This window comes from Bacillus cereus group sp. BfR-BA-01430 (assembly GCF_022663115.1).
Taxonomy (GTDB): Bacteria; Bacillota; Bacilli; order Bacillales; family Bacillaceae_G; genus Bacillus_A; species Bacillus_A cereus_BD.
Genome location: NZ_JAKUEW010000023.1, coordinates 13947 through 29001 on the forward strand (window position 1 = coordinate 13947; position 15055 = coordinate 29001).

A 15055-nucleotide genomic window follows, 5' to 3' on the forward strand; every position below is an offset into this window, starting at 1 on the left:
TCCCTACGTATTTACGTAGGGGCGTTTTTTATTTAAGGTCTACTGTCGTTGTGTCTTCATAACTAGGGTGGTACCGCGATATTTTAATCGTCCCTACGCAAATGCGTAGGGATGTTTTTTATTTAAAGAGGAGGAGATTCTACTAGAAATAGCTAATGTTAGAACGCAATGAATAAAGAGAAACAGAGAGGAGATTACAATATGAATTCACAGCAATGGACATCGAAATTAGGTTTCGTATTAGCTGCTGCAGGTTCAGCAATTGGCCTTGGGGCAATTTGGAAGTTCCCTTATATGGCCGGAATTGGAGGCGGCGGAGCATTTTTTCTTATTTTTATCGGTTTTACATTATTAATTGGTTTACCACTCTTATTAGCTGAATTTGTAATTGGGAGGAGTACACAAAAAGAAGCCGTTGATGCATATAGACAAATTGCTCCTAAAACATTATGGCCATGGTTAGGTAAATTAGGTGTTGTAACATGTTTCATATTACTTTCATTCTATAGTGTAGTAGGTGGTTGGATTTTATTATATTTATGGAATGCAGTTACAGGAAGGTTATGGGAAGGAAATGGCGCATATGAAGCAACATTTGGTGAAATCATTTCCAATCCTTATTTAGCAGTTGGATCACAGTTATTATTTATTCTTATGACCATTTTCATTGTAAGCAAAGGTGTACAAAACGGTGTGGAAAAAGTAAATAAATATTTTATGCCTGCGCTCTTTGTTTTATTCTTTATATTAATTATTCGTGCTCTTACATTAGAGGGAGCTGGAGAAGGAGTTCGTTTCTTCCTGCAACCAGATTTCTCAAATGTGACATCGGAAGTTATTTTATATGCAATGGGCCAATCGTTCTTTTCATTATCTGTTGGCGTAGCAGTAATGGTAACGTATAGTTCATACTTACCGAAGGAAGAAAGTCTACCGCGTTCGGCATTTTCAATTGTAGGATTAACACTTATTATTACATTGCTTGCAGGACTTGCTATTTTCCCAGTTGTATTCGCATTTGGAATGGAACCGTCACAAGGACCAGGATTATTATTTATCGTATTACCTGCTATTTTCAGTAAAATGGCGTTCGGAAAAGTATTCTTCGTTATTTTCTTATTACTATTCTTCTTTGCAACAGTTACGTCAGCCATTTCTATGTTAGAAATTAGCGTTGCATCTTTAACAGCAAAAGGAAATGGAAGACGCGAAAAGTTTGCAATCATTGTAGGATTATTGATTTTTGTAGTAGGTATTCCATCGGCATTATCATACGGTGTATTAAGTGATGTTAAAGTTTTTGGAAAGACAGTTTTCGATTTAGCAGACTTTGCAGTAAGTAATGTACTCATGCCGCTTGGTGTATTGTTAGTTTCTATATTCGTTCCATTAAAAATGAAGAAAGATGTATTAATGAGAGAGCTTGGTGTAAGTAAACATAAAGGATATACATTATTCATAATATGGTTATTCTTACTTCGTTATATTGCACCAATTGCTATTATTATTGTATTTTTAAATGTAATTGGAGTGATTTAAAAAAGGTCCTAGCGGAATATTCTGCTAGGGCTTTTTCGTCATCAAATCATTTTGTTTGTAATTTGTTTATTGTGATTGCTATGTTAACAGGCTAAACAATTGGTATGTTCGTGAGTTCATAAGCTTATAAGTTCCAAATCATAAGAGGCAAATATATAAAGATGCAAGAAGGAAAAAAATATCATATAATGAGACCATAAATGGTATATTGGAGGTGTTTTTATGGTGATTATGATACAATTGCCGGACACTGCAGCGTCTCATGCAAAGCCAAGTATGGAAATGGCGATACTTTGCGTGAGGTAGACAATGTATATACAATCGCCAAATTGAGCTCGTATATTTTTGTATTTGGCTTTGCCCTTATTGAAATGAATCATACGAAATAAGGGGCGAGCAAACATGGGATACGTAAAAGCGACAGCTGTTTTACCAGAAAGTTTAATTGCAGAAATTCAAAAATATGTACAGGGTGAAACAATTTACATTCCAAAACAAGAAACTGAACATTATAAATGGGGGACACGATCTGGGGGAAGAAAACAAATCGATATGCGAAATCGAAAGATAAAAGAAGCTTTTGAAAACGGAATTTCTATCTATCAATTAGCAGAAGAATATTTTCTTTCTGTAGAAACAATAAAAAAAATTGTGTATTCCAAATCATAGTAAAAAGCACTGATTATTCTTTTGAAATAATCAGTGCTTTTTTATGTATAGTTTGTTTATGAATTATTTTTGGTATTTTATAAAAGAAAGGTATTATATACAATAAAAACAGATTGATAATTTGTATGGAGTGATAATGATGGAAGCATTTATTAGAAGTGATCAATATAATTTTATAAAATCACAAACTCATATTCTTGTGCATGGACACGCAACAGCAAACGATAGAGGGGTCATTACGGCTTTGAAATCCCTTGCAATTGAAAAAGTATTACACGCCTTTGAAAATTTAAATAGTGAACAGAAAGAATTAGTTGAAACAATTTTGACAGTTGAAAATAGAGAAGATGCGGAAGCATTTTTGCTTAAATTGAATCCGTATGTTATACCATTTCAAGAAGTTACCCCACAAGCATTAAAAAAATTATTTCCTAAAGTGAAAAAATTAAAGCTTCCTGAAATGGAAGAAGTAAACATGAAAGAAATGTCATATTTAGGTTGGACTGATAAGGGAACGGGAAAAAGGTTTATTATAGCAAAAAAGAATAATAAATTAGTTGGCGTTCATGGGACGTTTCAAAGTACAAATAAAAAAGGGATTTGTGCACTATGTCATGGGCATGAAGAGGTAGGTATGTTTTTAGTTGAAATAAAAGGAGATGTACCAGGAACGTTTGTTAAAAAGGGAAATTATATTTGTCAAGATAGTATAGCGTGTAATCAAAATATGACTTCTTTAGATAAATTACATGATTTTATCGAGAGACTTAAGAAATAAAGGACGATTTTTTTCGTCCTTTTATTATTTCTTCTGCCAATTTGCTTTTATAAAATCTTCACGTCCAGACTCTTTTCGCTCCTGAGCATATTTTTCTGGATTTTTCTTGTAGAAATGCTGATGGTATTCTTCTGCTTCATAAAAAGGTGCAGCTGGGCGAATTTCTGTTACGATTGGAACGTTAAATATACCGCTAGTAGCAAGCGATTGTTTTGACTTCTCAGCGAGTTCTTTTTGGATTTCATTGTGATAGAAAATTGCTGTGCGATAAGATGGACCGCGATCAAAAAATTGTCCGCCATCATCAGTTGGATCAATTTGCGACCAATATAAGTCTAGTAATTTTTGATAAGGAAAAATAGAAGAATCGAATGTAATTTGAACAACCTCTAAATGCCCGGATGTACCAGATTTTACTTGTTCATATGTTGGATTTGGAATATGTCCACCAGTATAGCCTGAAACAACTTTTTGAATACCCGGAAGTTCATCAAATGGTTTTACCATACACCAAAAGCAGCCACCGGCGAAGGTTGCGAGTTCGAATGCTTTCTTTGACATGTTTATAATACCCCCTAAATAGATGTGTTTATTAAGTATTATATAAAATATTTTGTTATGCAATAAAAAAGACTAAGAAATATCTAATAAAATACATTCTGATTCTATTTTTAAAAATAAATTTTTGGAAAATATATTGACAATGAAAAAGAGAAAGTTCTATAATACGTGTAATAACTCGAAAGTGAATTCTAAATTTTCTAACTTTATTATATTTTATATGCGAAGAAGAGGAAAGTAGATGATGATGAGTGTTTCAGAGAGCTGCCCCGTGGCTGTGAGGGCGGTAACAAGCAAATCATTGAAAATCACCTTGGAGCATTGCTTGCGAAAGGGAAACTGAGTAGAGAGCGACGGGCTCGTCTCCGATAAATGGACGAAGGTCTGATAGGACCTATTGAGCTTATATTTCGTGAGGAGTATAAGGAAGCTGAGTGGTACCGCGAAACTCTCGCCTCAGCAATCAAATCTACTAGTGAGTAGAGATTGATTGCTGAGGCGAGAGTTTTTATTTAAAAAAATACAGGAATGTGAAGAAGAGGAAAGTAGATGATACGATTTGTTTCAGAGAGCTACCCCGTGGCTGTAAGGGTGGTACAAATCTATTGATTGAAAATCACCTCAGAGCACTACTCACGAAAGGAAACGAGTAGAGAGTAGCGGAGTTGTTTCCGATAGCAGAACAAAAGTCTATATTTGGACTTATTGAGCTTATATTTCGCAAGGAGTATAAGGAAGCTGAGTGGTACCGCGATTCCCTCGTCTCAGCAATGGGTTGCTACAAGTTGTAAAAAATCGATTGCTGAGACGAGTATATTTTTATGAGTAATATACAGAATATTTCGTCTTTATGTATTCTTCTCAGCAATCGATTTAAAGATAGATTGCATAAAGAGATCAAAAAGAGGAGCGATGTAAGATGAAAAAGCAGTATATCTATATGAATGGGGAATTAGTAGAGAAGGAAAAGGCTGTTGTTTCGGTATATGATCATGGATTTTTATATGGAGACGGTGTATTTGAAGGAATTCGTAGTTACGGTGGAAATGTCTTTTGTTTAAAAGAGCATGTAAAGCGGTTATATGAATCTGCAAAATCTATTTTGCTCACGATTCCAATGACAGCGGAAGAAATGGAAAAAGCTGTTTTACAGACGTTACAAAAAAATGGATACGCCGATGCATATATTCGACTAATTGTTTCAAGAGGAAAGGGGGATTTAGGGCTGGATCCAAGAAGCTGCGAAAAGCCAAGCGTTATCATTATTGCAGAACAATTGAAATTATTTCCCCAAGAATTTTATGATAATGGTCTGAGCGTCGTATCGGTTGCATCTCGCCGGAATATGCCAGATGCATTAGATCCACGTATTAAGTCAATGAATTATTTAAATAACGTACTAGTGAAAATTGAAGCAGCACAATCGGGTGCACTAGAAGCGCTTATGTTAAATCAACAAGGATATGTTTGTGAAGGGTCAGGAGACAATGTTTTTGTAGTGAAAGATGGAAAAGTAGTAACACCGCCTTCTTACTTAGGGGCATTGGAAGGAGTTACTCGCAATAGCGTGATTGAACTTTGTGACAAATTGGGACTTCCATGTGAAGAAAGACCGTTTACCCGCCACGATGTATATGTAGCTGATGAAGTATTTTTAACAGGAACTGCGGCTGAATTAATTCCAGTTGTAAAAGTTGATGCAAGAGAAATTGGAGATGGAAAGCCTGGAGAGGTAACGAAACAATTAACCGAAGCGTTTAAACGATTAACGAGAGAACGAGGAGTACGTGTTCCAGGACTAGCGGAGAGTTTGGCATAGAAGATAGGGAAGGAGTTAAGAAAATGTAAGCCCGGCATATAGTTTGTAAGACAGAGGAGTTGGAAGAAGGGAAAGTGAACGGTGCAAGTCATGTTATTCAATGCTTGAAAAAATTAGGTGTAACAACTGTATTTGGTTATCCGGGAGGAGCTATTTTACCAGTGTATGATGCGCTTTATGGAAGCGGCTTAAAACATATTTTAACGCGTCCTGAACAGGCGGCGATTCACGGAGCAGAAGGATATGCAAGAGCTTCTGGAGAGGTGGCGGTAGTATTTGCTACCTCTGGCCCAGGAGCACCAAACTTAGTAACCGGTTTAGCTGACGCTTATATGGATTCGATTCCACTTGTTGTGATTACTGGACAAGTAGCTAAGTCTCTCCTAGGGAAAGACGGATTTCAAGAGGTGGGAAGAATGAATTATACTTTTTCAATGGTTGTAAATAATGATCCAGGGGTTTTATTACGCGTCAGTGGTATATTTGCTCGGCGTGGTTACAATATTTCTTCTTTAGATTTAAAGGAAAGTGCTCCAAGAAATATTTCTCATATGAAAGTAACAGCTATTTGTACTGAAAATGAAGCACCTGTATTAGTGGGTCAATTAAAAAAGTTAATAGATGTTTTGCAAGTAAATACATGATAAAGAGAGTATGTCGATTTCATGTATGCAGGCGGATTGACAAACATGCGTCATTCTATTTCAAACATAGCAGAATTTGGCGATTATGTAACAGGATTACGAATTGTAACGGATGAAATGAAGAAAGAAATGAAATGTGTTCTTGCCGAAATTCAGCAAGGAGAATTTAGGAGAAAAGGGTTGTTAGAAAATCAAACTGGACGTAAGGCGTATCATACGATGAAAAAGGAAGAGCAAAATCATCAGCTAGAAAAGATAAGAGCAGAACTTCGTGAAAGGATGTCTTGGATTCAGCCGCTAGAAACAAAAAATTAGTAAAAAATAAACAGCAGAGCAAAAATGTACGTGGAAAGGACTTGAAAATATGAGAAGTGACATGATTAAAAAAGGTTTTGATAAAGCGCCGCATCGCAGTTTATTAAAAGCAACCGGGCTCAAAGATGAAGACTTTCATAAACCGTTTATAGCGATTTGTAATTCTTTTATTGAAATTATTCCTGGGCATAAACATTTAAATGAATTTGGTCGTCTTGTAAAGGAAGCTGTACGTGCGGCAGGAATGGTTCCATTTGAATTTAATACAATTGGAGTCGATGACGGGATCGCAATGGGACATATCGGCATGCGCTATTCACTTCCAAGCCGTGAGATTATTGCTGATTCAGTGGAAACAGTAGTCAATGCACATTGGTTTGATGGCATGATTTGTATTCCGAACTGTGACAAAATTACACCTGGCATGATGATGGCTGCGATGCGGATTAATATTCCAACGGTTTTTGTTTCAGGAGGACCAATGGCAGCAGGAAAGACATCAAAAGGAGAGGTTGTTGACTTAAGTTCTGTTTTTGAAGGCGTAGGCGCTTATCAATCTGGAAAAATTTCAGAGGAAGAATTAAAAGATATTGAAGATCACGGCTGTCCATCTTGTGGTTCTTGTTCGGGTATGTTTACAGCGAATTCGATGAACTGTCTATGTGAAGTATTAGGATTAGCCCTCCCGGGAAATGGAAGCATCTTAGCGATAGACTCGCGCCGAGAACAGTTAATTCAGCAAGCAGCGGAGAGTTTAAAAATTTTAATTGAGCGTGATATTAAACCGAGAGATATCATCACAGAAGAAGCCATTGATGACGCGTTTGCACTTGACATGGCAATGGGAGGATCCACAAATACAGTATTACATACGTTAGCAATTGCTCAAGAGGCAGGATTAGACTATGACATGAACCGGATTGATGCAGTTTCAAGGAAAGTTCCTCATTTATGTAAAGTAAGCCCAGCCTCAAATTGGCATATGGAAGATATCGATCGTGCGGGTGGTATGAGTGCCATTTTAAAAGAATTAAGTAGAAAAGAAGGAGTACTGCACTTAGATCGTATAACAGTTACAGGGAAAACGTTAAGAGAAAATATTGCTGATGCTGAAATTCAGGACAAAGAAGTCATTCATTCTCTTGAAAACCCTCATAGCAAAGAGGGGGGGTTACGTATATTAAAAGGAAACCTCGCAAAAGATGGCGCTGTTATTAAAAGTGGTGCGACAGAAGTAAAACGCTTTGAAGGCCCGTGTGTTATTTTTAATTCACAAGATGAAGCACTTGCGGGGATTATGCTTGGTAAAGTAAAAAAAGGAGATGTTGTAGTTATTCGTTATGAAGGGCCAAGAGGGGGGCCTGGTATGCCAGAAATGTTAGCTCCAACATCAGCAATTGCTGGTATGGGACTAGGAGCTGACGTAGCGCTTTTAACAGATGGCCGTTTTTCAGGGGCATCACGAGGTATTTCTGTCGGGCATATTTCTCCAGAAGCTGCTGCGGGCGGGGAAATTGCACTTCTTCAGCAAGGAGATATCGTTTGTATTGATGTAGAAGAGCGTTTACTAGAAGTGAAAGTGAGCGATGAGGAATTAGCGAAACGCCGAAAAGAATGGAAAAGACCAAAGCCGAAAGTAAAAACAGGATGGCTTGGCCGTTATGCCCAGATGGTTACATCAGCAAATACTGGGGCAGTACTGAAAATAAAAAACTTTGATTAAATGATAGAAAAAAGAGATAAGGAATGATAGGAAATGGTGCATAAGGTAAAGGAGAGAGTAAAAATTGAAGATATCCTGATGGCTCATAATTGTTTAAAGGATATTATCAATAAAACACCGCTTCAACGAGATTCAGTGTTATCTGAGAAATATGAATGTGAAGTATATGTGAAAAGAGAAGATTTACAAGTGATCCGCTCCTTTAAAATTCGCGGTGCTTACAATTTAATTCAGAGCTTATCAAAAGAGGAGTTGCAAAACGGAGTTGTGTGCGCAAGTGCTGGCAATCATGCACAAGGCGTTGCGTATACGTGTAATTTATTGAAGATTCCGTCAAAAGTTTTTATGCCAACGACAACGCCGAAGCAGAAAGTATCGCAAGTCAAATTTTTCGGTGGTGATGTGGCAGACATTATGTTAGTTGGTGATACATTTGATAGTTCCTTTCAAGAAGCGCAGCGCTATTGTGAAGAAAATGGCATGACATTTGTACATCCTTTCGATGATCCACACGTAATTGCCGGTCAAGGAACAGTGGCAGTCGAGATTTTACATGATACGGAAAAAACGATTGATTATGTATTTACAGCAATTGGCGGTGGGGGTCTCGCTTCTGGCATCGGTACATATGTAAAGGGAGTGAGTCCAAATACAAAAGTAATCGGTGTGGAACCTAAAGGAGCAGCGTCGATGAAAGAAGCTTTTTTACAAAATGAAAATGTAACGCTAGAAATGATTGATAGTTTTGTAGATGGTGCAGCGGTAAAGAAAGTAGGAAAGCTAACCTTTGAGACTTGTAAAGATGTGTTAGATGATATTGTCCTAGTTCCTGAAGGGAAAATTTGTACAACGATTTTAGAATTGTATAAGAAGAATGCAATTGTTGCAGAACCTGCCGGAGCTCTCTCGATTGCAGCGCTTGATTTTTATAAAGATGAAATAAAAGGAAAAACAGTCGTTTGTGTGTTAAGCGGTGGGAATAATGATATTGATCGAATGCAAGAAATGAAAGAACGCTCTCTTATTTACGAAGGGGTAAAACATTATTTTATTATTGAATTTCCGCAGCGATCAGGGGCGTTGCGAGAGTTCCTTGATAAAGGATTAGGACCAGAGGATGATATTACTCGTTTTGAGTATATTAAGAAGCATAATAAAGAAAATGGTCCTGCACTTGTCGGTGTAGAGTTAAAACATAAAGAAGATTATGAGCCACTTATTGCCCGTTTTAAGGAAAATCATATTCAATTTCTGGAACTGAACAAAAATCCTGTTTTGTTTGATTTGTTAACTTAATAAATAAAGAGAAAGAGGGCGAAAATGGTAAGCTCTCTTTCTTATTTTTTACCTTTGTTATTTATGCTAGTTGAATTGTTTAATGAAAATTCGTAATATTAAATCGTTACGTAAGTAATAGGGAATACAAATTGAAAGCTTTTGGTCATGATTGTGAGTGTTTTATCGCTTCATATTAGAAGACTTCACCTGAAAGATTAAAAAATAAAGTCTTAGAGAGAGGAAGAAAGAATGGTTATATTGGGAGCAATTGTAAATGGAATATGTATTATAATCGGCACATTATTAGGGAAAGTATTAAGTAATATTCCTGAAAGTATGAAAGGAACCGTCATGCATGCGATTGGTTTAGCAGTTACTGTACTAGGATTACAAATGGGAATGAAAAGCGAAAACTTTCTCATTGTTATTTTAAGCCTTGTAATAGGGGCGGTAGTTGGGGAGTGGCTTTGCTTAGAAGAGAAGCTACAAGAGTTAGGGAATTGGTTAGAAAAGAAAGTTGGTTCCAAAGGAGAAGGAAGTATATCTGTAGGTTTTGTTACAGCTACGCTAATCTTTGCCATTGGGGCAATGGGGGTACTAGGCGCATTAGATAGCGGAATTCGCGGAAACCATAATGTCCTCTATACAAAAGCGATTATAGATGGGTTTATTTCCCTTATTTTAACAACAACACTTGGAATTGGTGTATTATTTTCGGCTGTGCCAGTTATTTTATATGAAGGTGGAATCGCTCTATTTGCAACGCAAATTGATCGTTTTGTACCCGATCAATTAATGAATCAATTTATTCTAGAAATGACAGCAACGGGTGGGGCTATGATCTTTGCAATTGGATTGAATTTACTCGGATTCATTAAAATAAAAGTTGCAAATTTATTACCTGGAATATTGGTCGTTGGAATGATTGTTTCTATTATATATGGATATAATTTATTTCTATTAAAATAGAGCCTGTGATACAAAGGGGGTAAAAAATGGCCTTTTGTCACAGGCTTTTCCTTTTTGTTTGTTATAGCATACACCCACAACATGAAATGCTGACCAAGAAAATTGGCGATCTAGTAGCTGCTACAAAATTAATATGAATGTTTTATAAAGTGCACGAAGCCACCTATAAATAAAAGTGCAAAACTTCCCATTACAACAAAAATGAGTGTTTCCATAGAAATGTATAGTAGTTGGGAATCTTCTTTCGGTAGCATCGCAAGAAATGGTTGGGCCCATGGGTAGAAAGGCCCAAACCGTGCAGAATTTGCAATCATAAGAGCAGGGATAGTAGCTATAACATTTAAAGCAATTGGCGCTGCAAAGCTAGACCAAATGGTTGATACCCATAGCTGTAAGGAAATTAAAGGTAAAGTAGCAATACAGCCACCTACAACGCTTTTTATTACTAGAGTTAGCGGGAATGGACCAGATAGATGTAACAGATGTCCAGCAGTAACAAAACTCATAATAAAAAGGACTTGCACGATACTTATAAATGTGAAGGTAAAGAAAAACTTTATGATATATGTATGATATTTTGTTACAGGTTGTATGAGAAGTTGTTTCCAGCCCCCGTTTGCATGTTCATATCGGCAAATAAATGCCGTGAAAATACCTGTTAACAGTGGTAAAAGTAGCATGCTATGTACTGTTATCATGATATTATAAATTAACTCCCAATGTTGATATTCAGGGTAGCGTGAACCGCTTGCATAGGCGACTCCTCCTGCTAAAATAGGGCTTAAAAATAATAATATCCATATTTTTGTCTTTTTAATTTTATAAAATTCAGCCCGCATTGTATTTAGCAAAATCATTATTTGTACACATCCCGTCTATTAAAAATTTCTGTTTCAATCACTAACATACAAAGTGTAACTATGACTCCTAGTACCACGCATAAAAGCGGTGGTCCCCAGTCAAGACGTAAGCTTGGCCATCTCCATAGAACCCAATTAGGAAGTGAGACGGAAAACATAGTGAAAACGCTGCCTAATAAACCAATTGTGCATGTCACGCTTTGATTTTGGAATAGAATGGCAAGCCATAATTGTAAAGCGACAATGGGTAGTGCTGACCAATATGGGTAAAAACTCATTTGAAATATAGAAAACCATGGTATAGCAGCATCGAATTGTAAGGTAAGCCCTAAGGCAACTATACCAGCGAATAATAAAGCGCAAGATATAGTAAGTAAAAAAACGATTAATATAAATTTTACGAGAAAAACATGTCTCCTATTGATAGGTAAAGATAGGAGATGTTTCCATGAACTAGAATGATGTTCTATATGTGCAATGAGAGATGTAATAATGGTAATTCCTAATATAAGAGTTGTGCGAGCAAGTGATTGTGTTTCAGAAATAAGCCCACCCCACAAGTCTTGTACGTACTTATCTATTAAAAAATCATAACGAAGAAAAAAGTTACACGCTTGAAGGGAAATAACACCTATTGGTCCTAAAAAAATTAAAAACCAAATCCATTTTCCTTTTATCTTTAAAAGCTCAGATTGAAAGAGACGTTTGTACATATGACTCTTCCTCCTTTATAAGCTGCAAAAATATTTCTTCAAGTGATTTTTTGTTTTCTTCAATTCTAAATATGGAAATATTTTCAGTTACAAGTGTTTTTACAGTTTCTGCAACAGTTTTATTTGATACATTTGAGAGAATGATATGATTCTCTTCTAGTATAGACGGAATGCCTTTACTTAAAATGATTTTCCAAGCGATTTCAGTTTTATCTGTTACAAGTGAAATAGAGTGCTGAGCATGGCGGCGTAATGTTTCTATTTTGTCCTGAAAAATGAGTTTTCCTTTTGAGATAATTCCCACATAGGTTGCCATTTGATCTATTTCACTTAATAAGTGGCTAGATATAAGAATAGTAATCCCTCTTTCTTGTGCGAGTTTCTTAATTAGTGTACGAATTTCATGAATCCCTTCAGGGTCAAGACCATTTGTTGGTTCATCTAAAATTAATAGCTGTGGGTCGCCAAGTAAAGCGATGGCAATTCCGAGACGTTGTTTCATTCCTAATGAATATTCTTTTACTTTTTGTGTTGCAGCGTGCTCTAATCCTACGATTTGGAGTACTTCTGCTACTTTGTTTTTCGGAACATTTCTTAAAATGCGGTAAACTTCTAAATTTTCAATAGCATTTAAGTGAGCGTAATATGAGGGGGTTTCCACAAGAGCTCCAATTTTCGATAAGATAGAAAGGCGCTCTTTTGCTAAATCTTGTTGAAATATTGTAACGGTTCCCTTCGTTGGTTTTATAAGACCTAAGAGCATCCGAATGCTAGTTGTTTTTCCAGCTCCATTTGGGCCGAGAAAACCGTATATTTCCCCTTTTGGAATTTGTAAATCTACATGATCTACAGCATAGCTATTGCGATATCTTTTTGTTAATCCTTTCGTTTCTACAATATAACTCATTCTTGATCACCTCAAATCAAGTATAGAAAAGAAAGGTTAATGATTATGTTAAGGGAGTTTAAGATTTGTTTAAAATTATACAGAATCGTGTAATTTAGGAGTATGCTAGTTTTCAAATGCTGCTAGATTCCTTATCATGGAAGAGAAAGGTTAAATTTATATATGAAGGTGAGAAAATGACATACGTTTTATATATTGAAGATGATTTGGAAATTGGAGAGTGGGTGAAAAATGAATTAGAAAAGCAAGCATATAACGTTGTGTGGTTTACTTCAGAAGAAGGTACAAATGAAAAGTGTAAGCAGGCGGATATTATTGTTTTAGATGTTATGTTGCCGGGACTTGATGGGTTTACACTAGGGCAACGTTTTAAAAAGGAGTATCCAGATACCCCGATTATGATGTTAACAGCAAGAACGACATTAGAAGACAAAATATACGGACTAACATTTGCTGATGATTATATAACAAAACCATTTCATCCAAAAGAGTTAATAGCCCGCATTGAAGTTTTATTAAGACGATACAATAAAAGTGGAGCAGAAGTGCAACATGTGAAACATTTACAAGTATATATGAAAGAGTTTCGAATTATGAATACAGACACAGGTGAAGAAATCGTTCTTTCAGGGAAACAGCATCAAATCTTTTTCTACTTAATGAAGAATTTGAATCGTACATTAACAAAGGAACAGATTTTTGAAGCGGTATGGAATGAGACTTATATAGAAGGCGATAAATCGCTAATGGTTCATATTCGACATTTACGCGAAAAAATAGAGAGAAATCCAAGCATTCCTCAAATTATAGAAACAATACGCGGGATTGGTTATCGGTGTAAAGCATGATAAAACGTACATCACTATTACGAAAGTATTTACTGATTATATTTATCGCAATTATATTGTTACCTTTAGTTCTTCCGGTCAGTTCATTTCTTTTTTTGAAAACAATTGAGTGGACAGCCGGAGAGTTTTCTACTTCGTATTCTAGTGAGCGAATAGAAAAAGAATGGAGAAATGAATCGGAAACTTTAGATGAGGACAACCCTGAAGAAATTGTAAAAGCTTTTCAGAGGTTTAAAGAGAAATATCCAGAAGGAACAATGTTTTGGGTAGATCGTCATGGAAAAACAACTTTTCAAATACCTGATCATCAAAACATTCCTAAAGTATGGAGTGCAAGCGATGCAATCGTATTTATGAAAAAAAGTTTTGCTGGAGACCCATTTACAATTGTTTCTTATATAGGAAAAGGGAAGAAAGAAGCGTTTATGGTATTTCAAGTTCCAAGGAAATATACGCAGGCCCCCATTGTTCAAATACGTGAAAGATATGAATTTGTTTTTGAAACGATTATTATTGTAAGTTTTACGATATTTGTTATCATTTCGGTTATCTTTTTTCTTAAAATTAGAAAGAGATTGTTAAAATTACAAAACGCGATGGAACTTCCAAAAGATAAGACACTTCCATCTAAAATTTCAATAACAAAACAAGATGAGATTGGTTTGTTAGAAGAGTCGTTTAATTATATGATTGAGGCATTACAACAAAGTAGAGTAAAGGAGAAACAAGAGGAAGAGTTTCGCCGAAAATTAATAGCGGATCTCTCGCATGATTTGCGCACACCATTAACGACAATGCGAGCTCAAATCGATTCATTAAAGGGAGAAGTATTTTCGATAAAGGGACAGGAAACGATGGTATTAATGGATGAGAAGATCAATTATATAGCGGAGTTAATAGAGAATTTACTATCGTATTCGCTCATTACAGCTAAAAAATATCCATATCACCCAAAGCATACGGATATGACACGTTTAATACGAAAAATTATTGCAGCGTGGTACGATAGTTTAGAGGAAGAAGGTTTTGAAGTAGATATTCAAATTCCTGAAAAACAATTATTTTGGAATATTGATGAAAATTGGTTTCAAAGAATGATAGATAACGTCATCCAAAATGTTGTTCGGCATGCAAGCATCGGAAAGTTTATCGGAATATGTATAGATTATGAAGAGGAAATGATCACAATAATAGACCGTGGTTCGGGGTTTCAAAATACGCCTTCTAAAAATAAAGGGGCTGGGATTGGCTTGTCTATCATTGCCGTCATGGCGAAAGAGATGCGAATCGAGTGGAGTATAGAATCTGATGATTCAGGGGCTACATTTCGATTTAAGAAGCAATAATAAAAGGAGAGGGCTCATAATCAGTGGGGGGGAAGACCCCCCACTGATTAAAGTTTAAATTTATACGATGAAAATGCTGTTCATGG

Annotated in this window: 15 protein-coding genes, 1 pseudogene and 3 other annotated features (1 of these 19 running past the window's edge); of the genes and pseudogenes, 12 read left to right on the forward strand and 4 right to left on the reverse strand. The window is 36.0% G+C overall.

Going from position 1 to position 15055, the window contains the following annotated elements; all coding sequences use genetic code 11:
• Positions 1-8: a binding site (T-box leader), on the forward strand; it begins 216 nt to the left of the window's first position.
• Between the two features lie 193 nt (positions 9-201).
• The 4 genes from MR058_RS21550 (at position 202) to MR058_RS21565 (ending at position 2986) form a co-directional block, all read left to right on the forward strand.
• On the forward strand, positions 202-1539 hold the full coding sequence (locus MR058_RS21550) for a sodium-dependent transporter (protein WP_242145779.1): 1338 nt from the start codon (positions 202-204) through the stop codon (positions 1537-1539).
• A 200-nt stretch (positions 1540-1739) separates the two neighbouring features.
• Complete coding sequence (locus tag MR058_RS21555) at positions 1740-1928, forward strand: hypothetical protein (protein WP_242145780.1); 189 nt, start codon at positions 1740-1742, stop codon at positions 1926-1928.
• Between the two features lie 13 nt (positions 1929-1941).
• Complete coding sequence (locus MR058_RS21560; RefSeq protein WP_242145781.1) at positions 1942-2208, forward strand: CD3324 family protein; 267 nt, start codon at positions 1942-1944, stop codon at positions 2206-2208.
• Between the two features lie 139 nt (positions 2209-2347).
• Positions 2348-2986: a FusB/FusC family EF-G-binding protein gene (locus MR058_RS21565; protein ID WP_242145782.1), complete on the forward strand. Its 639-nt coding sequence runs from the start codon at positions 2348-2350 to the stop codon at positions 2984-2986.
• 24 nt (positions 2987-3010) lie between these two features.
• On the opposite strand, the gene msrA is transcribed toward MR058_RS21565, so the two are convergent.
• Positions 3011-3547 (reverse strand): peptide-methionine (S)-S-oxide reductase MsrA, encoded by a 537-nt coding sequence (gene msrA / locus MR058_RS21570; protein WP_242145783.1) that lies wholly within the window; start codon positions 3545-3547, stop codon positions 3011-3013.
• Positions 3548-3763: 216 nt separating this feature from the next.
• Positions 3764-4009, forward strand: a binding site (T-box leader).
• 62 nt (positions 4010-4071) lie between these two features.
• Positions 4072-4317: a binding site (T-box leader), on the forward strand.
• Between the two features lie 149 nt (positions 4318-4466).
• Here msrA and ilvE point away from each other — a divergent pair.
• From ilvE to MR058_RS21605, 6 genes and pseudogenes are all read left to right on the forward strand, one after another.
• Positions 4467-5366, forward strand: a complete 900-nt coding sequence (ilvE, locus tag MR058_RS21575; protein WP_242145784.1) for a branched-chain-amino-acid transaminase — start codon at positions 4467-4469, stop codon at positions 5364-5366.
• A 38-nt stretch (positions 5367-5404) separates the two neighbouring features.
• On the forward strand, positions 5405-6010 hold the full coding sequence (locus MR058_RS23775) for an ACT domain-containing protein (protein ID WP_396021464.1): 606 nt from the start codon (positions 5405-5407) through the stop codon (positions 6008-6010).
• A 12-nt stretch (positions 6011-6022) separates the two neighbouring features.
• Positions 6023-6378 (forward strand): annotated as a pseudogene (locus MR058_RS21590) (hypothetical protein); the annotation flags it as partial.
• Positions 6375-8048 (forward strand): dihydroxy-acid dehydratase, encoded by a 1674-nt coding sequence (gene ilvD, locus MR058_RS21595; RefSeq protein WP_242145785.1) that lies wholly within the window; start codon positions 6375-6377, stop codon positions 8046-8048. The pseudogene MR058_RS21590 and the gene ilvD, both read left to right, overlap by 4 nt.
• 33 nt (positions 8049-8081) lie before the next feature.
• Positions 8082-9344 (forward strand): threonine ammonia-lyase IlvA, encoded by a 1263-nt coding sequence (gene ilvA, locus MR058_RS21600; RefSeq protein ID WP_242145786.1) that lies wholly within the window; start codon positions 8082-8084, stop codon positions 9342-9344.
• Positions 9345-9575: 231 nt separating this feature from the next.
• The gene (locus tag MR058_RS21605; protein WP_242145787.1) at positions 9576-10295 is read left to right on the forward strand and encodes a DUF554 domain-containing protein; all 720 of its coding nucleotides are present in this window, start codon (positions 9576-9578) and stop codon (positions 10293-10295) included.
• A gap of 128 nt (positions 10296-10423) precedes the next feature.
• On the opposite strand, the gene MR058_RS21610 is transcribed toward MR058_RS21605, so the two are convergent.
• From MR058_RS21610 to MR058_RS21620, 3 genes are read right to left on the reverse strand one after another with little or no spacing between them, the layout of a single operon-like run.
• Positions 10424-11152 (reverse strand): ABC transporter permease, encoded by a 729-nt coding sequence (locus MR058_RS21610; protein WP_242145788.1) that lies wholly within the window; start codon positions 11150-11152, stop codon positions 10424-10426.
• Positions 11152-11868: an ABC transporter permease gene (locus tag MR058_RS21615; RefSeq protein WP_242145789.1), complete on the reverse strand. Its 717-nt coding sequence runs from the start codon at positions 11866-11868 to the stop codon at positions 11152-11154. Before MR058_RS21615 ends, MR058_RS21610 begins: the two co-directional genes overlap by 1 nt.
• Positions 11843-12775, reverse strand: a complete 933-nt coding sequence (locus MR058_RS21620) for an ABC transporter ATP-binding protein (protein WP_242145790.1) — start codon at positions 12773-12775, stop codon at positions 11843-11845. Before MR058_RS21620 ends, MR058_RS21615 begins: the two co-directional genes overlap by 26 nt.
• A 176-nt stretch (positions 12776-12951) precedes the next feature.
• Between MR058_RS21620 and MR058_RS21625 the strand changes: the two genes are divergently transcribed.
• Both MR058_RS21625 and MR058_RS21630 read left to right on the forward strand, forming a co-directional pair.
• Entirely contained in the window at positions 12952-13623 is a 672-nt protein-coding gene (locus MR058_RS21625; RefSeq protein ID WP_242145791.1) for a response regulator transcription factor, read from the forward strand.
• Positions 13620-14969, forward strand: a complete 1350-nt coding sequence (locus MR058_RS21630) for a sensor histidine kinase (protein WP_242145792.1) — start codon at positions 13620-13622, stop codon at positions 14967-14969. The genes MR058_RS21625 and MR058_RS21630 overlap by 4 nt, the downstream gene beginning before the upstream one ends.
• Positions 14970-15055 lie beyond the last annotated feature (86 nt).